The sequence below is a fragment of the Arthrobacter sp. zg-Y1219 genome (assembly GCF_030125545.1).
Taxonomy (GTDB): Bacteria; Actinomycetota; Actinomycetes; order Actinomycetales; family Micrococcaceae; genus Arthrobacter_B.
Genome location: NZ_JASKLY010000012.1, coordinates 314,200 through 332,091, shown reverse-complemented (window position 1 = coordinate 332,091; position 17,892 = coordinate 314,200). Strand labels below are relative to the sequence as shown.

Below are 17,892 nucleotides of genomic sequence, written 5' to 3'. Positions count from 1 at the left end.
GTGGCGGGGCCGAACCGATGCCCGGGCACCCTTGCCCGGCTACCTGTGACCCTACTCACACCAAACATGCGGCACAACCATGAGGCGTACAGCTGAGCATTGTGCCCTATCAACAGCAATTCCACCGTGCTAATCTTTCGCACTATGCGCCCCCTGGACAGGACCGATACCCGGCTGCTCCTCGCTTTGGCCCGCGATCCGCAGCGAACGGTGGTGGCCTTGGCCGGGGTCCTGGGCATCTCCCGCAACACGGTGCAGGCCCGGCTGGGGCAGCTGGAGAAGAAGCTGGTGTTCCTGCCCTTCGAGCGCCGGATCAGCCCGGCTGCGCTGGGCTACCCGCTGATGGCCTTTGCCCGCGTGCACGTCCAGCAGCAGCGGCTGGCCGAGATCACGTCGGAACTCGCCCTGATCCCCGAGGTGGTGGAGGCGCACGGGCTGACCGGGGACGCGGACATCCTGCTGCGCGTGGTGGCCGCCGACGCCGAGGATCTGTTCCGGGTCGCCAAGATTGTCTTGGCCGTCTCCGGCGTCGAGCGCTGTGACACCAACCTGGCCATCGGCGAGCTCATCCCGTTCCGGGTTTCTCCCCTGCTGGAACGCGACGGGACCGCCGGCACAGACTGAAGCGCGAAATGGCAGAAGGTGCGTCTCTCAGCTCTGAGAGACGCACCTTCTGCCATTTCGGCGGGAGCGGGAACCGGCTGGTGCGGACTAGTGGTCCACGGCCTTCTCTGCGCCGACGCCGGTGAGCGAGCGGACCTCCATCTCCGCCTGCTTCTGCGGCGATTCGTCGTCCTTGCCCACCACGGTTCCCAGCCAGCCCAGGAAGAAGGCGAGCGGGATGGAGACCAGGCCCGGGTTGCTCAGCGGGAAGACCGAGATGTCGATGGCGGAAACCATTGACGTTTCGGACCCGGAGAACACCGGCGAGAGCAGGATCAGCAGGATGGCCGAGCCGAGTCCGCCGTACATGCTCCAGATGGCGCCCTGGGTGTTGAAGCGGCGCCAGTACAGCGAGTACAGGATGGTCGGCAGGTTGGCGCTGGCCGCCACCGCGAAGGCCAGGGCCACCAGGAAGGCAACGTTCTGCCCCTGCGCCCCGATGCCGCCAAGGATGGAGACGACGCCGATCACGATTACCGTGCGGCGGGCCACCTTGACCTCACCGTCGGCATCCACCTTGCCCTTGCGGATGACGTTGGCGTAAATGTCATGGGCGAAGGAAGCGGCAGCCGTGATGGTCAGGCCGGCAACAACGGCCAGGATGGTCGCGAAGGCCACCGCGGAGATCAGTCCCAGCAGGACCGGGCCGCCAAGGGCGAAGGCCAGCAGCGGAGCCGCGGAGTTCACGCCGCCCGGAGCCGAGGTGATGGTCTCCTTCGGGATCAGCGCAGCAGCGCCGTAGCCCAGGATCAGGGTGAACAGGTAGAAGATGCCGATCAGCCAGATGGCCCAGACCACTGAGCGACGGGCTTCCTTGGCGGTGGGAACGGTGTAGAAGCGCATCAGCACGTGCGGCAGGGCCGCGGTGCCGAGCACCAGGGCCATGCCCAGCGAGATGAAGTCCAGCCTGGAAGTGTCGGTCTTGCCGTACTGCAGGCCCGGATTCAGGAGCTCGGGGTTGCCGGACATTTCAACGGCGCTGCCGAGCAGCTCGGAGAGGTTGAAGCCGTGCAGGGCCAGGACCCAGACCGTCATGATGGCAGCGCCGGCAATAAGCAGGACGGCCTTGATGATCTGCACCCAGGTGGTGCCCTTCATGCCGCCGATCAGTACGTAAATGATCATCAGGCCGCCGACGACGGTAATGACCAGGGACTGGCCGATCTTGCCGTCGATGCCCATCAGCAGCGAAACGAGTCCGCCGGCGCCGGCCATCTGGGCCAGCAGGTAGAAGAAGCAGACCGCCAGGGTGGTGATGGCCGCGGCAATGCGGACCGGGCGCTGCTTCAGCCGGAACGAGAGGACGTCGGCCATGGTGAACTTGCCGGTGTTGCGCAGCATTTCCGCCACCAGCAGCAGGGCCACCAGCCAGGCGACCAGGAAGCCGATGGAGTACAGGAAGCCGTCATAGCCGTTGATGGCAATGGCGCCGACGATGCCCAGGAAGGAAGCGGCCGAGAGGTAGTCGCCGGCGATGGCAGTGCCGTTCTGCGGGCCGGTGAAGGACCGGCCGGCGGCGTAATAGTCAGCCGCGGTCTTGTTGTTGCGGCTGGCCCGCAGCACGACCACCAGGGTGACTGCCACGAAAAGCCCGAAGATGAGCATGTTCAGCCAGCCGGTTTCCTTGACGGCCTCGGCGGTCACCTCAGTGGCAGCCACAATGTTGACGGTGCTCATTTGCTCTCCTCCGGACGCCGGACGCCCTTGGCCTCAAGTTTTTCGCGCAGGCCCGCAGCGATGGGGTCCATCCGGCGGTTGGCGTAGCTGACGTACCACATGGTGATGCCGAAGGTGCTGACGAACTGGAGCAGGCCCAGGATCAGCCCGACGTTGATGTTGCCCCAGACCGGGGTGGACATGAAGTCGTGGGCGTAGTCGGCCAGGAGCACGTAGGCGAAGTACCACAGCAGGAACACCAGGGCCATCGGGAAAATAAAGCTGCGCTGGCGTTTGCGCAGCTCCTGCAGTTCGGGTGATTTTTGGACTTCAGTGAAGTCCACCGGTGCAGCGGCATGCGCACCGGTTCCTTGGGGCTTTTGTGAAGCCATCGCTCCTCCTTGAGTTGGGCTCGTCCGCACGCCGCTGCCCGCCGTTGACCGGTCGGGCCGGCTTCGGACACCACACACGCACAAACTGTGATCCCCATCACCCTGCTATGGACGGCTCCGCGGCACCAGTTTCGACACCCGCGCCTCGCCGAGCGGTCATTCCCCTGCGGTAAACGGTGCCCCGCGCCCGCCGTCGGGCGCTGCCGCTAGGGTAGGGGGATGTTCAGCCCCGCCGTCGACATTGCCATGGTGTGCGCCATCGCCGTTCTTACCGTGGCCCTGGTGGCAGCCCTGGGCCACCGCCTGAGCCGGTCCCAGCGCGACCTGGGATCCGACCGGGAACGGGCCGTCTACTCGGCCCTCCACACCGCGAGCCTGGCGTCGCGCCACCTGCGCGCCGGCCTCACCCCCGCGGGCGCCAGCAAGGCCGGGCGCCACCTCCGGGCACTGCTCGGCTGCGACACCCTGGCACTGGCCGATGCCGCGGCGGTCCTGGCCTGGGAGGGATCGCTGCCGGACACGCCCCGCTCCCGCGCCCGGCTGCTCGAGGCCTCCCGCACGGTCCTGGACAGCGGGCGGACCAAGGTGTTCCGCGGCGCTTCACTGCGTTCCCTGGGGCTCGACGACGACGGCGGACGCGAGTTGCTGGTGTGCCCGCTGCAGGTCAACCGGAAAACGGTGGGCACCCTTGCCGTCTTCACGCCCTCGGTCAGCGCCGGCCTGGTCCGGGCGGCCAACGACGTCGCCGCCTGGGTGGCCGCGCAGATCGAGCTGGCCGAGCTGGACACATCCCGCACCATGCTGATGGAGGCCGAGGTCCGCGCCCTGCGGGCCCAGATCAGCCCGCACTTCATCTACAACTCCCTCAATGCCATCGCCTCGTACATCACGACGGATCCGGTGCGGGCCCGGGAACTGGTGGTCGAGTTCGCCGACTTCACCCGCTACACCTTCCGGCGCAGCGGCAACTTCACCACTGTGGCCGAGGAGCTGCAGGCCATCGACCGGTACCTGCTGCTGGAGCGGGCACGCTTCGGCGACCGCCTGAAGATCAGCCTGCAGATCGGCCCCGAGGTCCTGGGCACCGTCATTCCGTTCCTTTCGCTGCAGCCGCTGGTCGAAAACTCGGTGCGGCACGGGCTGGAAGCCGCCGACGGCGAGGGCCACATCACCATCACGGCCGCCGACGCCGGCGCGCAGGCCGTCATCACTGTCGAGGACAACGGTGCGGGCATGGATCCCGAATATCTGCGCGCCGTGCTGGCCGGCCACGCGGAAGGCGACCATGTGGGCCTGCGGAACGTCGACGTCCGGCTGCGCCAGGTCTACGGTGAGGACCACGGGCTGATCATTGACACCGCTCCGGGCGCCGGAACCCTGATCACCATGCACATACCCAAGTCGCAGCCGGGACACCGCACCTGAGTCTTGTAACCTGATTCACATGTCAGCATCAGGTAAACCGGCTTCCCGGCAGATCTCCGTGGTGGTGGTCGACGACGAGCTGCCCGCCGTGAACGAGCTGGCCTTCCTGCTTGGCCGGGACGCCCGGGTGGGCGAGGTGCACCGGGCATCCAGCGGCGCCCAGGCCCTGCTCGCGATCGAAGGAAATTCAGTGGACGCGGTGTTCCTGGACATCCACATGCCGGCAATGTCAGGGCTGGACATCGCCCGCGTCCTGGGCAGCCGGGAGCGCCCGCCGGCCCTCGTGTTCGTGACCGCAGACGAGGAACAGGCCCTCGCAGCCTTCGACCTGGCGGCCGTGGATTACCTGCTGAAGCCCGTCCGCCCGGAACGGCTGGCCGAATCAGTCCGGCGCATCTGCGACCTCGCCGCCGAGGCGGCCGACGGCGACGGCGACAGCGACGTCGTCACCGTGGTCCAGGGCGGCACCACCCGCCTGATCCGCCGCGACGACATCCGGTACGTGCAGGCGCAGGGCGACTACGCCCGGCTGCACACCGCCGAATCCTCCTACCTGATCCGGGTTCCGCTGACGGACTTGGAGGAGCAGTGGGCGGAGGCCGGGTTTGTCCGCATCCACCGCTCCTATTTGGTGTCCCGCTCACACATCCGGCAGGTGCGGGTGGCCGGCGGCCGCGCCAGCATCAGCGTCGGCACGGCGGAGCTGCCCGTCAGCCGCCGGCACCTGCCCGGGGTGCGCAGCACGCTCGCCGCCAACCGGATCCGGCCCCGCGCATGAGCCCCGATGCTGGCCAGGCGGCGGCATCACCGGACGCCGCGCCGACGGCCGCCGGGCAGCAGCGGGTGCGGGTCACCGCCCCGCGCACCGCTCCGGCTTCCGCGGACCCCTACACCGTGTCGCGGGAGCTGGATGAGCAGACCGAGGTGGGCGAGCTGTTCATTGGCTCCCTGATCCGCTCCCAGCTCCGCCTGGCCCTGGTGGTCACCGGTGGCTTCCTGCTGATCCTGCTGGGCGTTCCGGTACTCCTGGCGTTCCTTCCGGTCATCGCCACCCTCACGCTGTTCACCGTTCCGGCGCCCTGGATCCTGCTGGGCGTCGGCGTCTATCCCCTGGTCATCATCTGCGGTGCCCTGTATGTGCGCAGCGCCGACCGCAACGAACAGCGTTTCCTGGACCTGGTCGATGATGCCTAGTTCCGAGGTGCCGGCATGAACCCGGTCGCCGGCTACGCCGCACTGGCCGCCGTCACCGCCGCCACGCTGCTGATCGGCGTGTACGGGCTGCGCATCTCCCGGACCACCGGAGATTTCTATGTGGCCTCCCGGACCGTGCGGCCGTGGTGGAATGCCTCGGCGATCGGCGGGGAATACCTGTCCGCCGCCAGCTTCCTGGGAGTGGCCGGGCTGATCCTCGTGTCCGGCGTGGACGCCCTGTGGTTTCCCATCGGCTACACGGCCGGATACCTGATGCTGCTGCTCTTCGTGGCCGCTCCCCTGCGCCGGTCCGGCGCGTACACCATCCCGGATTTCGCGGAGGCCCGGCTGGAATCCCTGGCCGTCCGCCGGGTCACCGGCCTGCTGGTGATCGCCGTCGGCTGGCTGTACATCGTGCCGCAGCTGCACGGGGCGGCGCTGACCATCGGCATCACCACTGGGCTGCCGGGCTGGGTGGGCTCGGTGGCCGTTGTGGTGGTCGTCTGCCTGAACGTGGTCACCGGCGGCATGCGGTCCATCACCTTCGTGCAGGCTTTCCAGTACTGGCTCAAGCTCGTGGCCATTGCCGTGCCGGTGCTCTTCGTGCTGTTTCGGCTCTCCCGGGAGGGCCTGCCCTGGACCGACGGCGGCGCGGTGTTCGCCGCGGCGCTGAACCCCGAGACCAGCGCCTCCCTGTACCGGAACATCTCGCTGAGCATTGCGCTGCTCTGCGGAACCCTCGGCCTGCCGCACGTGCTGGTGCGGTTCTACACAAATCCGGACGGCGCCTCGGCCCGGCGGACCACATTGATTGTGCTGGGGCTGCTGTCGCTGTTTTACATCTTTCCCATCATCTACGGCGTGCTGGGCCGCATCTACACGCCCGAGCTGGCCGCCGGAGGAGCGGACTCGACGGTCCTGCTGCTGCCCGGGCGGGTGTTCGACGGAGCACTGGGTGATCTGCTCTCGGCGCTCGTGACGGCCGGAGCCTTCGCCGCCTTCCTGTCCACCACCGGCGGGCTGGTGGTCTCCCTGGCCGGCGTCGTCAGCCAGCAGTTCTTCCGCGGCAGCGTGGGCGGGTTCCGGCTCTCAGCCGTCCTGGCCGCCGTCGTGCCCCTGGGCCTGGCGCTGCTGACGAGCTCGCAGGCGCTGGCCGGCAGCGTGGGCATGGTGTTCGCTTTCACCGCCTCGACGCTCTGTCCGCTGCTGGTGCTCGGCATCTGGTGGCGGGGGCTCACGTCCCGGGGCGCGGTGTCCGGAATGGTGACCGGCGCGGTGCTGTGCGGCGGCGCGATGGTCGCCGGCGGCGTGTTGGCCACCGCAGGAAAGAGTTCGCCGGCGTGGCTGGAACTGCCCGCCGCGTGGACCGTGCCGGCCGCCTTTGCGGTGACGGTGGCCGTGTCCCGGCTGTGGCCGGACCTGGCGCCGGCCGGGGCCGCCAAGATCCTGGCCCGGCTGCACACACCGGAACGGCGGCGCTGAGCCGGCGTCGTCGAGCGGTACGGCGCTGAGCCGGGGCCGTCGAGCCGTACTTAGTCGATCGAGGCCATGAGCTCGACAACGCGGTCCAGGAACGCGTCCACCTGGGTTTCCTCGTAGCCCTCGGCGCCCTTGGCTTCGCGGAAGACCGCGCGGCGGACCACGTCCACGCTCAGCGGCTTGTCGTTCTCGAAGTAGTCCAGCAGATCATTGCAGAGCGCGTCCACGTCTTCAACGTTGTAGCTGGGCACCTTGCGCTTGCTGGGGCGGCGGAACCGTTCACCGGGCTTGCGGTGCAGCCGGGCACGCAAAACGGCGGAGCTGCGGCCGATCTGCAGCAGCCAGGCTTCTTCGCCCTTGTCCTGGATGAGCTGGTCTCTTTCACGCTGGGCAAAAACGTCTTCCAGCCGGTCCAGTGCGGCGTCAACGGCCTGCGGTTCGTAGCCGGCCTTGGCCGGGTCAAACGCCATCGATCGGACGTTGCGGCTGGTGATGGCCTTCGTGGACGTGCTTTCGGAGTTGTAGTAGCTGCGCGCCTTTGCCAGGAACTCATCAACCTGGCGCGTGTTGTAGCCGTATTCCCGTCGCCCCACACGCTCAAAAGGGGCGTTGGCCTGCCGCGCTTCGTCCATGTCTAAATTGTTCCTCTGTGGTCATGCCGCTTTGTGCCGAGACTCTTTGGAAAACCTGTGCATATCTTACGTTGTCGCTTGTCCGGCTCCGGTTCGGCATGACCGAGGCACTGTTCCGCCGCTCCGCCGCCCCCTGAAGGTGCTCCGGGCGACCCCTCCCGCTAGGCTCGAGCCAGCAGCACCGAGAGCATGAACACCACGGGTGAGGCAAAGACCACCGAATCCAGCCGGTCCATGATTCCGCCGTGTCCGGGCAGCAGATTGGACATGTCCTTGACGCCAAGCTCCCGCTTGATCATGGACTCCGAGAAGTCGCCGGCCGTGGCTGCGGCAACGGTGGCTACAGCCAGCACGAGGCCAAACCACCACGGCTGGTCCAGGAAGAAGATGGCCGCTACGATCCCGACAACTGTGGCGCCTGCCGCCGACCCGGCGAACCCCTCCCAGGATTTCTTGGGGCTGATCTTCGGCGCCATGGGGTGCTTGCCGAAGATGGCTCCCACCATGTAGCCGAAGGTGTCGTTGGATACCACCAGGAGCAGCAGGACAGCGACGCCGATCTGACCGTCGGGTTCGCCCAGCAGGAGCAGCGCAAAGCTCAGCAGGAACGGCACCCACAGCACCACGAAGATGCCGGCGAAGATGCTGCGGACCGCGTCTTCGGCGGTATCAATCGCCCGCCAGAGCAGGATCGCCACCACCGTCGCCACGAGGGCAAAAGCCAGTGATTCGCTGCCGCCGAAATACGCCGCGAACGGCAGCGCCACGGTGCCCACAAGCACCGGAACCAGCGGCACCTTGATTCCGCGCACTTCCAGGGCACGGCTGACTTCCCACACGCCGACGGCGGCAAACACCGTGGCAATGGCAACGATCGCAAAGGGGAAGAACAGCAGGCCGGCCAGAAGCGCACCAAGCAGGGTGACGCCGACGGCGATGGCCGCCGGCAGGTTCCGGCCGGCCTTCGAAGGCTTGGCCGGCGCCTTGGGCGTTCCGGTCACGCGGGAAAAGCGCCGGGACGCTGTTCCCTTCCGGGCAGGCCCGGCTCCGTCGGTTGCACTCATATCCGTGGCCTTTGCTGCCGGATCAGTCTCAAGGGACGTACCGCCAGCCTTGCTGGGAGGCTGGTCGTTCGTCATCAGACCTCGAGCAGCTCGGCTTCCTTGCGCTTGAGCAGATCGTCGATGGCCTCGGTGTGGGCCTTCGTCTGCGCGTCGAGGTCCTTTTCGGCGCGGGCGCCGTCGTCCTCGCCGATCTCGCCGTCCTTGACCAGGCGGTCCAGGGCATCCTTGGCCTTGCGGCGGATGTTCCGGACCGAGACCTTGGCGTCCTCGCCCTTGGTCTTCACGATCTTGACGTATTCCTTGCGGCGGTCCTGCGTCAGCTCGGGCATGATCACGCGGATGACCTTGCCGTCGTTGGAGGGGTTCGCGCCGACCTCGGAATCGCTCAGCGCGCGCTCGATGGCCCGCAGTGCGGAAACATCGTAGGGCGTGATCAGCAGGGTGCGTGCGTCCGGCGTGCCGAACGACGCGAGCTGCTGGAGCTGGGTCGGAGAACCGTAGTAGTCCACCAGGACCTTGGAGAACAGTGCGGGGGTGGCGCGGCCGGTGCGGATGGTCGCGAAGTCCTCTTTGGCTACTTCCACCGCCTTGTCCATTTTGTCGGTTGCCTCTGCCAGCGTTTCTTCAATCACGGGTGTCTCCTAACACACAAAAAATGTCCACTCAGATGGTGGCTGGGCTCTCTTATTCATCCTAAGCCAAAAGGGTCGGGGTTCCCTGCACCGAGCTCTTGCGAGGTGGAGGGGAGACCTTCTTGGCGCACGGGCCTGCACCGCAGCTGGCGGGGCACGCCCGCACCGGAGGGCCTGGAGGAAGGCGGCTTTATTATTCCGGAGGCCGTCCGCGGCCGAGGGAATATCGTTGCCGCCGTTCCAGGCCCGCAGGCGCGGACCCGGAACGGTGAGGCGGTAAGCCTAGTTGGAAACGATGGTGCCGATCTTCTCGCCGCGGATGGCGCGGGTGACGTTGCCTTCGCCCTCCATGCCAAAGACCACCATGTTGAGGTCATTGTCCTTGCACATCGTCATCGCCGTCTGGTCCATGACGCGGATGTCCTGGCGCAGGGCGTCGTCGTACGTGAGGGTTTCGAGCCGTACCGCGCTGGGATCCTTGTTGGGGTCGGCGGTGTAGACGCCGTCGACGCCGCTCTTGGCCATGAGCACCTCGTCGGCGTGCACCTCGAGGGCGCGCTGGGCGGCGACGGTGTCAGTGGAGAAGTAGGGCAGTCCGGCGCCGGCGCCGAAGATGACCACGCGGCCCTTTTCCAGGTGGCGGATGGCGCGCCGCGGAATGTACGCCTCGGCGACCTGTCCCATGGTGATGGCGCTCTGGACGCGGGTCTCGACGCCGGCCTGTTCCAGGAAGTCCTGCAGGGCCAGGCAGTTCATCACGGTGCCCAGCATGCCCATGTAGTCGGCCCGGGAGCGGTCCATGCCGCTCTGGGACAGTTCGGCGCCGCGGAAGAAGTTTCCGCCGCCCACCACGATCGCGACCTCGACCTCGCCGACGGTCGCGGCAATCTGCTTGGCGACGGCGCGCACCGTATCCGGGTCCACGCCGAGTTTTCCTCCGCCGAAGACTTCGCCGGAGAGCTTGAGCAGCACGCGTCGGCGCGCCAAAGCGGTTTCTTTCAGGACGTGGGCCATGGTGGTGCCTCCCGGGGCATAGGACGTGCTTGGTTTATAGAGTAGAGAGCAGTTTTGGGCAGACAAAAGGGGCGGTCACCTTGGTGACCACCCCAGTTGTTCATAATGACGCTTCCGTCAGGTCCAGTGCCTTGGAGGCTAGGCGCCTACGCGGAAACGGGCGAAGCCGGACGGTGCGGTACCGGCTTCTTCGAGTACCTTTGCCACGGTCTTCTTGGCGTCCTTCGCGAACGGCTGGTCCAGCAGCACGATTTCCTTGTAGAAACCGGTCATGCGGCCTTCGACGATCTTGGTCAGCGCGGCTTCGGGCTTGCCCTCGGCGCGTGCCGTCTCGTCAGCGATGCGGCGTTCGTTTTCCACGGTCTCGGCGGGAACTTCTTCGCGCGTGAGGTACGTGGGAGCGTAAGCGGCGGTGTGCACTGCGATGTCGTGTGCAGCGGTCTTTGCCTCGTCGCTGTCACCATCCACAGCGAACAGCACGCCAACCTGGGCCGGAAGGTCCTTGGAGGTCTTGTGCAGGTAGGCATCAACGGTCTTGCCTTCGAGGCGTGCAACCCGGCGGACGACAACCTTCTCGCCCAGGATGGCGCCTTCTTCGACGATGACGTCGGAGAGCGGCTTGCCGTCAACGTTGTAGGCCAGAAGCGTCTCGGCGTCAGCAGCAGCGGACTCCACGGCGGCGTCCAGAACCTTGGCGGCCAGTTCAATGAACTTGGGCGACTTGGCAACGAAGTCGGTTTCGCAGTTGAGCTCGATCATGACGCCGGCGGTGCCGTCGATGACCTTGGCAGCAACCAGGCCCTCGGCGGTGGAACGGCCTTCGCGCTTGGTGGCGCCCTTCAGGCCCTTGATGCGGATGAGCTCCATGGCCTTGTCGGCATCGCCGTTGGCCTCGTCAAGAGCCTTCTTCACATCCATCATGCCGGCGCCTGTGCGCTCGCGCAGAGCCTTGATATCAGCAGCGGTGTAGTTCGCCATTTGGACTCCAGTCCTCCCGTTGTAAGTTTGGTGAGATTCCGCCAGAGCGGCTGGCCGGAAAATTCCGGCCAGCCGCGCCAGCAGATACCCTCGGGTCGCCGCGGCCTCAGCAGCGGTGACCCAAGGAACTTCTATTTACTTCTCTGTTGCTTCCGCGGCCGGAGCCTCGGCAGCGGCTTCGGCCGGAGCCTCTACTGCTGCTTCAGCTTCGACGGCCTCTTCGGCAGCCGGAGCTGCTTCAGCGGCGGGAGCAGCTTCAGCGGCAGGAGCCTCGAGGAGCTCGCGCTCCCACTCGGCCAGCGGCTCGGCCGGTGCTTCCGTGTTGCCGGACTTGTTGTGGCGGACGATCAGGCCCTCAGCAACGGCGTCGGCGATAACGCGGGTCAGCAGGTTGACGGAGCGGATGGCGTCGTCGTTACCCGGGATCGGGAAGTCGACGTCGTCGGGATCGCAGTTGCTGTCCAGGATGGCAACAACCGGGATGTTCAGCTTCTTGGCCTCGTCAATGGCGAGGTGTTCCTTCTGGGTATCAACGATCCAGACCACGGACGGAGCCTTGGTCAGGTTGCGGATGCCGCCGAGGTTGGTCTGCAGCTTGGTGAGCTCGCGCTTCAGCAGCAGCAGTTCCTTCTTGGTGTGGCCGGAACCGGCAACATCGTCGAAGTCGATCTCTTCGAGTTCCTTCAGACGCTGGATGCGCTTGGCAACGGTCTGGAAGTTGGTGAGCATACCGCCGAGCCAGCGCTGGTTCACGTAGGGCTGGCCAACACGGGTGGCCTGCTCGGCGATGGCTTCCTGGGCCTGCTTCTTGGTACCGACGAACAGTACGGTTCCGCCGTGGGCAACGGTGGCCTTGACGAACTCGTAGGCGCGGTCGATGTAGGACAGCGACTGCTGCAGGTCGATGATGTAGATGCCGTTGCGCTCGGTGAAGATGAAACGCTTCATCTTCGGGTTCCAGCGACGGGTCTGGTGTCCAAAGTGGACGCCGCTGTCGAGCAGCTGGCGCATTGTAACGACGGGCATGTCGTCACTCCTTCCGGCAGCAGACGGCGTGCCGAAGCACGGAAGTCCTGCTGCCAATTGACGGTTTATAGCTGTACACCCGGGCGGGTGAAGCTCCTGGTGCCCATCAGCTGAAGGTCAGCATGCCCTCCCTGCCGGCTTACCGGACCGATGGAAGAGCACCCGCGGCTTCTCCGAGGAAAGGCCGGGATAATTGGGACACGCGTAGTCAGAATTCCGTGCGACCTCCGCTCGGGTTTCGGTGAAATCCCGGGCGGCGTCCTCCCTGCGGGCAGGGAACATGGCACAGCAAACTGCTTCGTCAACTATACACCAGCTCCGTGGAGCTTTTGTCCTCCCCAGGACCGGTTCAGAAGTCCACCGGGGCAAGTTGTCCACAGCCGGCGCGGAGGGCCCGCGCCGGCCAGGAAAGCCGGGGCAGACTCCGGACATGGGAAAAACGTGGACCCGAGAAGAACCCGGCCGCACCATGCCGGCGGTGTCCGGCCCCGGCCCCGGACACCGCCGGTCCCGACTGCGGCCCCTGGCCATGGCCGGAGTCCTGGCGGCGATGATTCTGGCGGTGGCCGTCCCCGCGGTTGGCTGGGACGAGCAGGCCAAGGCGCCGGTGCAATCCGCTGCCGGGTTTCAGCCTCCGTGGAGCTGGCCCCTCTCCCCCGAACCCGCTGTGCTCAGCACCTTCCAGGCGCCTGCGCAGCGCTGGCTTGCCGGGCACCGCGGAGTCGATCTGGAGGCATTGCCGGGGGCACCGGTTCTCAGTCCGGCGTCGGGGACAGTGGTGTTTGCCGGCTGGGTGGTGAACCGTCCGGTCCTGACGGTGGATCTCGGCGGCGGCCTGCTCGCAAGCTTCGAGCCGGTGCACGCGGAAAAGATGGCCGGCGACAGCGTGGCCGAGGGCGAGGTGCTGGGCCATCTGGCTGATCCTGCGTCGGCGGTTCCGGGCCATTGCGCAGCCTCATGCCTGCACTGGGGCGTGCGGCTCAATCAGGAATACGTCAATCCGCTGAACTACGTCACGGATCGGAGGCCGTCCGTGTTGTTGCCGCTCCGCTGAAGAGTGCTTCCCGGACACCATGCGACCAGACGGAAACAGGTGTGGCCGGCCCCCGAGAGGACCGGCCACACCTGTGCATCGCTTGTCTTGCTCTGCGCTTGCCTTGCCCGGGAACAGCTTCAGCTGCCTCCGCAGGCGAAACGTTCTAGACGAACGCCGCCACGCCGGTGATGGCGCGGCCGGTGACGAGGGTGTTGATCTCGTAGGTGCCTTCGTAGGAGTAAATTGCCTCGGCATCGGAGAAGATCTTGGCCATGCCGTAGTCGGTGACGATTCCGTTGCCGCCGAGGATGCTGCGGCCCATGGCCACGGATTCGCGCATGCGGGCGGTGGTGAAGGCCTTGGCCAGTGCGGACTGCTCATCCTTGGCCTGGCCGAGGTCCTCAAGCTGCGCGAGGCGGACCATCATGCCCATCGAGCTGACGGTGTTGCCCAGGATCTGGACCAGCTGGTCCTGCACCAGCTGGAAGGAAGCCAGCGGCTTGCCGAACTGATGGCGCTCCACGGCGTACTTGCGGGCCACGTCAAAGGCGGCCATCTGCTGGCCCACTGCCTGCCAGGCAACGGACAGCCGGGTGACCTTGAGGACCTTGTTGGTGTCCTTGAAGCTGTTGGCGCCCTTGAGGTGGAAGTCGTCGCTGACCACCACGTTGTCCAGCACGATGTCGGCGTTCTGCACGGTGCGCAGGGCAATCTTGTTTTCAATCTTGGTGGCGCTGTAGCCCTTGGTCTTGGTGTCGACCAGGAAGCCCTTCACCTGGTTGTCTGCCACGTCGCGGGCGTAAATGACCACCCAGTCGGAGAACGTGGCGTTGCCGATCCAGCGCTTTTCGCCGTTGAGGATCCAGTTGTCCCCGTCGCGGCGGGCGGTGGTGCGGGTTCCGCCGGCCACGTCGGAGCCGCCGAGCGGTTCGGTCAGGCCGAAAGCTCCGATTTTCTTCAGCGAGTAGATGTCCGGCAGCCACGCGGCCTTCTGCTCTTCGGACGCCAGCGCCTCAATGGAACCGGTGAACAGTCCGTCATGGACGCCCAGGAAGGTGGCGAACGAGGTGTCCGCGCGGGTGAACTCGGCGTGGCAGAGGCCGGCAAAGAGGTTCGAGTGGCCCTGGCGGTAGACCGGGCTCATGACGTCCAGCTCGGCAATCTTCGGGATCATGTGGTGCGGGAACTCCCCCGCGTTCCACCAGTCGGCCGCGAAAGGCGTAACCTCGGTCTTCAGCCAGGCGCGGATCTCATGGAGCCGGTCCCGCTCCTTGTCCGAGAGCAGGTCCTCGAATGCGTAGAAGTCGCCGTCCGCGTAGGGAAGATTGTCGACGTCGATAATTGCCATGAAAAATGTCCTTCGCTGCTGGTCATCAGTGACCCGGGCTGTGAAGCCGGTCTCACTGATGTTACCCGCGAGTAATATCTCGCACAACATCGCGTGCGGCCAAGCAGAAAAGGCTGAGCGGCCGGCCCCGGCGCACTCTCCGAATGGGCCAGGTCGCCATATCTGCACACTGGGCACGCGACCCTCTTCGAGAGTGCACCTATGGTGGGTTCCGCCGCCGGCCGCACGCCGAAAGCGCACATATGGCGGGTTCCAACGCCGTGAGGTCGCCATATCTGCACCCTGGGCGGGCCATCCTCGTCCTGAAGTCGCCATATCTGCACACTGGGCGCCCGCCGCACGCCGAGAGCGCACGTATGGTGGGTTTCGCCGCCGGCCGCACGCCGAGAGCACACCTACGGTGGGTTTGAGTCGTCGCCCGTCGCTCTTTCCGTGCACCGGCTACTGCTAGGCAAAAGAAAACAAGGGTAGGGCTGGTGGGGCTTGAACCCACGACCCACGGATATGGTGCACGGTTTCCACGCAGCACCACGGCGATCCCCGCATCACCACTCGCACTGGCCGCGGCGCCGCTGCACACTCCACTTGAAACCACGCGGTTACACGGTGTTCCACGGACTTTGTGAAGACTTTGTGATGACTAAGTAATGACTAGCCGGCGCTCTTCGAAACAGGCGCGAACTGGTCCAGGATGCGTGGAATCAGGCGCCAGCTAGTTCCGCTCGATGTAGTAGCAGTCCGAGGAATGGCCCAACTGCCGCGCGGCCGTCAACGACCCAAGCTCGCGATCCAAGAGGGTGGCCACAGCTTTCCGGAAGGACGACGGCTTCACCCACTCGAACTCCTCACCTCGTGCCGACCTCCACTGCCGGCGGGAGTTAGCCGGGTCCACGACGCCTCCGCGCTGCGCCTGGAAGACAAGTCCGGTCGGGTTCTTGGCAGGATCATCCGCCAGCTTTCGACCGGCAAGCATGACCGCGGCGAACGCCGGCAGAGTCAGCACGCGTAGGCCGTGCTCGGACTTGGGGAAGGGCTGCCGGTAGAGCCCGGTGCTCGTGGTCCGCCGCACCGTTCCCGCGGCCGACGAGATGCCGGTCGAGACTCTGGCCGGCGCAGACAAGGCCAGCGTCTGGCTCCGGCACTGCGCACACAGCCAAGACCCGGAAGGCCGCGCACTCGTGCAAGCCATCCACGACAGGAAGGCGGAATGGTGATCTGTCAGCCGACAGTTGCACTTGCATCAGATGCCATCACTAGTGAATGCACCCCCTCATCTAAACGCTCCGCGTCCTTCTGGAGACCTTCCAGCGCTGCAGAACGAGCGATTGGAGGGTCCAAGTACCAAGCCAGCCCAAAGTTCGCGACTAGTCGCACCATCTCGTTCAGTATGGACCTCACCGCAGTATGGAGGTCCTCGAACTTTCCCGTGCTGTCCTCTTTCGTCATAGAAACGACAACGCCCGCACCACCAAGGACACTGGCGCAGCTCAGCAAGACCGACGCATGGTTCCTATCCCCTGTTTCCAATGCCCATCGATAGGAGGCTGCGGTGAATGAAACAGTCGCTCTTCTGATGAGGTCAGGATCGGTACCCACCCCATACGAAACGAACCTGTTTGTGATAGCAATCAAGTCGGCCATGGCAGCTTTTTCGCCGGCTAAGGCCGCCTCATTTCGCTGGACTTTCAGCTGCTCCTCAACCAGCGCCTGCTGGTGCCTATTCGACCTTCCAAGGACGAACACCGCTACGAGTGCAGCAACAGCGGCTGAAAGTACAGCTGCCGGAACAGCGCCTAAGAGTCCGGCCCAAAGTTCAATCCACTCATCTCGTTCAATGCCCCAAAATTCCCCAAGCACTATTCCGCGCAACATGCGCTTGAGTCTACGGGAGGTGTTCTGATGGGCCAGCTGCTCACCGTCATGGTGTCCCATCACCTCGCTGACGGGTGCGCCGGCGCCAAGGACCCGCCGCTGCGCTTGTGGCGGATGGGTGGACCGCTCCGGCAACACACTCCCGCAGCCTGCTAGCACCCAGATTCCTCTCGACCCGATGGATAAGCTTCAGCTATGAGCATGAGCCCTGTTGATTCCCCAAAGGACGACCCCCAAGAAGCGAAGAGGCAACAGGCGGGGATACCGCTCCCCGCCCTTGTAAGCCTCGGCCTTTTCGCTTCCCTAGCCGTTCTTGTCTTACTTGGCTGGTATTTTGCAGAACAGGAATATCTCAGACAATGTGCTCCTACGTGTCCTGCCTGGATCTTATTCCCGCCCCTCAGCGCCGAAGGCATGTTTTCTGTGATACGAAATACGGTCACTGCGGCCGCCGCACTCGGCCTCGGCGTGACAATTGTACTTTCATATCGTAGGCAACGGGTTGCGGAACAAACTCTTACATACACAGCTGAAACTCAGCGTCTAGCAGTCAAAGCACAGACGATGGAATCCAAGAGGATGGACCGGGAGACCCTGGATACCCTGCGCAAGCGTTACCTAGACATTGCGACCCTACTTAACACGAAGGGGGACTTGAACAGAATCACGGCCCTGCATGCACTAGAAAGCCTCACCATTTCTTGGCGGCAGTTTGAAAATATTCGAGAGGCAAGCGCTTCTCTCGGACTTCTACTCTCTACAGCAAGGTTGGCTAATAGTGACAGGACCACACAGGGACAGGAATTCCGAAAGACGATAACGAGAACGTTAGACCGTCATATGAGGCTGGATGCGGAGGACAATGAGGCGTGGGGATGCCTGACTGTCGACGCCACTGCGTGTGTTGGAACGGCTATTGAGGATTGGATTGTCGACGGGGGCACCGTAACCGCTTCTCCGCGGAGAGAGGGGTCGTTCGCGGTGAACACGATGACGATACGAAGCGGGACGGTACGACTAGAAGACAACTATCCGCCATCCGCTGGCTCGGTCGCCGAGAGCACACTTAAAAAGCTAGTCCTCGAAGGCGGCAGGCTGGAAGTCGCACTGAAGCATTCGACATACCCTCTAAGCGCAACCTTCTCAAACTGCTCAATGAACGGCGGAAGGATCGTATTTTATGGCCGCACCCACAACGACGCAGCGAGAGACTACCACTTTCGTGAATGTGAGTTTAGAGGAGCCCGCATGTGGGCCACCGAAGACCGATCGGTATCATTTCACTTCGAAGATTGCACATTTAGTAAGAATCCATTTGGTAAATTCGTATTGAACTCTAAGAATTTTCGTGCTGAGTTTATTAATTGCGTCAGTGAAATCAGACCCGGTGAGCGGAAACCGGTGACGAGCATTGAGGATTTGATTGCCCTGAAAAGAAAACCAAAGACAGTTGAAGTCGATGCATGAGCACTTGCCGACGG

Annotated in this window: 19 protein-coding genes; 8 read left to right on the top strand and 11 right to left on the bottom strand. The window is 64.8% G+C overall.

Features of this window, described 5'->3' with window-relative positions; genetic code table 11:
• The first annotated feature begins 144 nt into the window (after positions 1–144).
• Complete coding sequence (locus QNO00_RS08550) at positions 145–624, top strand: Lrp/AsnC family transcriptional regulator (protein ID WP_284024254.1); 480 nt, start codon at positions 145–147, stop codon at positions 622–624.
• 87 nt (positions 625–711) lie between these two features.
• On the opposite strand, the gene QNO00_RS08545 is transcribed toward QNO00_RS08550, so the two are convergent.
• Both QNO00_RS08545 and QNO00_RS08540 read right to left on the bottom strand, forming a co-directional pair.
• Positions 712–2,340: a monocarboxylic acid transporter gene (locus QNO00_RS08545; protein ID WP_229967474.1), complete on the bottom strand. Its 1,629-nt coding sequence runs from the start codon at positions 2,338–2,340 to the stop codon at positions 712–714.
• Positions 2,337–2,711, bottom strand: coding sequence for a DUF485 domain-containing protein (locus tag QNO00_RS08540; protein ID WP_229967472.1), 375 nt, complete (start codon positions 2,709–2,711; stop codon positions 2,337–2,339). Before QNO00_RS08540 ends, QNO00_RS08545 begins: the two co-directional genes overlap by 4 nt.
• A 219-nt stretch (positions 2,712–2,930) precedes the next feature.
• Here QNO00_RS08540 and QNO00_RS08535 point away from each other — a divergent pair, with 219 nt between their 5' ends.
• Genes QNO00_RS08535 through QNO00_RS08520 form a run of 4 tightly spaced genes read left to right on the top strand, consistent with a single transcriptional unit; the run spans position 2,931 to position 6,812 of the window.
• Entirely contained in the window at positions 2,931–4,136 is a 1,206-nt protein-coding gene (locus tag QNO00_RS08535) for a sensor histidine kinase (RefSeq protein WP_284024253.1), read from the top strand.
• A gap of 19 nt (positions 4,137–4,155) precedes the next feature.
• The gene (locus QNO00_RS08530; RefSeq protein WP_284024252.1) at positions 4,156–4,914 is read left to right on the top strand and encodes a LytR/AlgR family response regulator transcription factor; all 759 of its coding nucleotides are present in this window, start codon (positions 4,156–4,158) and stop codon (positions 4,912–4,914) included.
• Positions 4,911–5,330 carry a DUF485 domain-containing protein gene (locus tag QNO00_RS08525; protein WP_284024251.1) on the top strand — a complete coding sequence of 140 codons (420 nt, stop codon included), beginning with the start codon at positions 4,911–4,913 and terminating at the stop codon, positions 5,328–5,330. The genes QNO00_RS08530 and QNO00_RS08525 overlap by 4 nt, the downstream gene beginning before the upstream one ends.
• A 15-nt stretch (positions 5,331–5,345) precedes the next feature.
• The gene (locus QNO00_RS08520) at positions 5,346–6,812 is read left to right on the top strand and encodes a sodium/solute symporter (RefSeq protein ID WP_284024250.1); all 1,467 of its coding nucleotides are present in this window, start codon (positions 5,346–5,348) and stop codon (positions 6,810–6,812) included.
• Between the two features lie 50 nt (positions 6,813–6,862).
• On the opposite strand, the gene QNO00_RS08515 is transcribed toward QNO00_RS08520, so the two are convergent.
• The 6 genes from QNO00_RS08515 to rpsB form a co-directional block, all read right to left on the bottom strand.
• Complete coding sequence (locus QNO00_RS08515) at positions 6,863–7,441, bottom strand: DivIVA domain-containing protein (RefSeq protein WP_284024249.1); 579 nt, start codon at positions 7,439–7,441, stop codon at positions 6,863–6,865.
• Positions 7,442–7,602: 161 nt separating this feature from the next.
• Positions 7,603–8,505: a phosphatidate cytidylyltransferase gene (locus tag QNO00_RS08510; protein ID WP_229967460.1), complete on the bottom strand. Its 903-nt coding sequence runs from the start codon at positions 8,503–8,505 to the stop codon at positions 7,603–7,605.
• A 74-nt stretch (positions 8,506–8,579) separates the two neighbouring features.
• A complete protein-coding gene (gene frr, locus QNO00_RS08505) occupies positions 8,580–9,137 on the bottom strand; it encodes a ribosome recycling factor (RefSeq protein WP_229967458.1) in 558 nt (185 codons plus the stop codon).
• A 282-nt stretch (positions 9,138–9,419) separates the two neighbouring features.
• Positions 9,420–10,151 (bottom strand): UMP kinase, encoded by a 732-nt coding sequence (gene pyrH, locus QNO00_RS08500; protein WP_229967456.1) that lies wholly within the window; start codon positions 10,149–10,151, stop codon positions 9,420–9,422.
• A 138-nt stretch (positions 10,152–10,289) separates the two neighbouring features.
• On the bottom strand, positions 10,290–11,129 hold the full coding sequence (gene tsf, locus QNO00_RS08495) for a translation elongation factor Ts (RefSeq protein ID WP_229967454.1): 840 nt from the start codon (positions 11,127–11,129) through the stop codon (positions 10,290–10,292).
• A gap of 135 nt (positions 11,130–11,264) precedes the next feature.
• Positions 11,265–12,155 carry a 30S ribosomal protein S2 gene (gene rpsB, locus QNO00_RS08490; protein ID WP_284024248.1) on the bottom strand — a complete coding sequence of 297 codons (891 nt, stop codon included), beginning with the start codon at positions 12,153–12,155 and terminating at the stop codon, positions 11,265–11,267.
• A 430-nt stretch (positions 12,156–12,585) separates the two neighbouring features.
• Here rpsB and QNO00_RS08485 point away from each other — a divergent pair, with 430 nt between their 5' ends.
• Complete coding sequence (locus tag QNO00_RS08485) at positions 12,586–13,209, top strand: murein hydrolase activator EnvC family protein (RefSeq protein ID WP_284024247.1); 624 nt, start codon at positions 12,586–12,588, stop codon at positions 13,207–13,209.
• Between the two features lie 145 nt (positions 13,210–13,354).
• Here the strand turns inward: QNO00_RS08485 and QNO00_RS08480 are convergent, their stop codons facing one another.
• The 3 genes from QNO00_RS08480 to QNO00_RS08470 form a co-directional block, all read right to left on the bottom strand.
• Positions 13,355–14,539 (bottom strand): acyl-CoA dehydrogenase family protein, encoded by a 1,185-nt coding sequence (locus QNO00_RS08480; RefSeq protein ID WP_229967441.1) that lies wholly within the window; start codon positions 14,537–14,539, stop codon positions 13,355–13,357.
• Between the two features lie 712 nt (positions 14,540–15,251).
• Positions 15,252–15,659 (bottom strand): hypothetical protein, encoded by a 408-nt coding sequence (locus tag QNO00_RS08475; RefSeq protein WP_284024246.1) that lies wholly within the window; start codon positions 15,657–15,659, stop codon positions 15,252–15,254.
• A gap of 98 nt (positions 15,660–15,757) precedes the next feature.
• Complete coding sequence (locus QNO00_RS08470; RefSeq protein ID WP_284024245.1) at positions 15,758–16,411, bottom strand: hypothetical protein; 654 nt, start codon at positions 16,409–16,411, stop codon at positions 15,758–15,760.
• Between the two features lie 27 nt (positions 16,412–16,438).
• Here QNO00_RS08470 and QNO00_RS08465 point away from each other — a divergent pair, with 27 nt between their 5' ends.
• Together QNO00_RS08465 and QNO00_RS08460 are read left to right on the top strand one after the other, a co-directional pair.
• The gene (locus QNO00_RS08465) at positions 16,439–16,567 is read left to right on the top strand and encodes a hypothetical protein (protein WP_284024244.1); all 129 of its coding nucleotides are present in this window, start codon (positions 16,439–16,441) and stop codon (positions 16,565–16,567) included.
• 39 nt (positions 16,568–16,606) lie between these two features.
• The gene (locus QNO00_RS08460; RefSeq protein ID WP_284024243.1) at positions 16,607–17,878 is read left to right on the top strand and encodes a hypothetical protein; all 1,272 of its coding nucleotides are present in this window, start codon (positions 16,607–16,609) and stop codon (positions 17,876–17,878) included.
• Positions 17,879–17,892 lie beyond the last annotated feature (14 nt).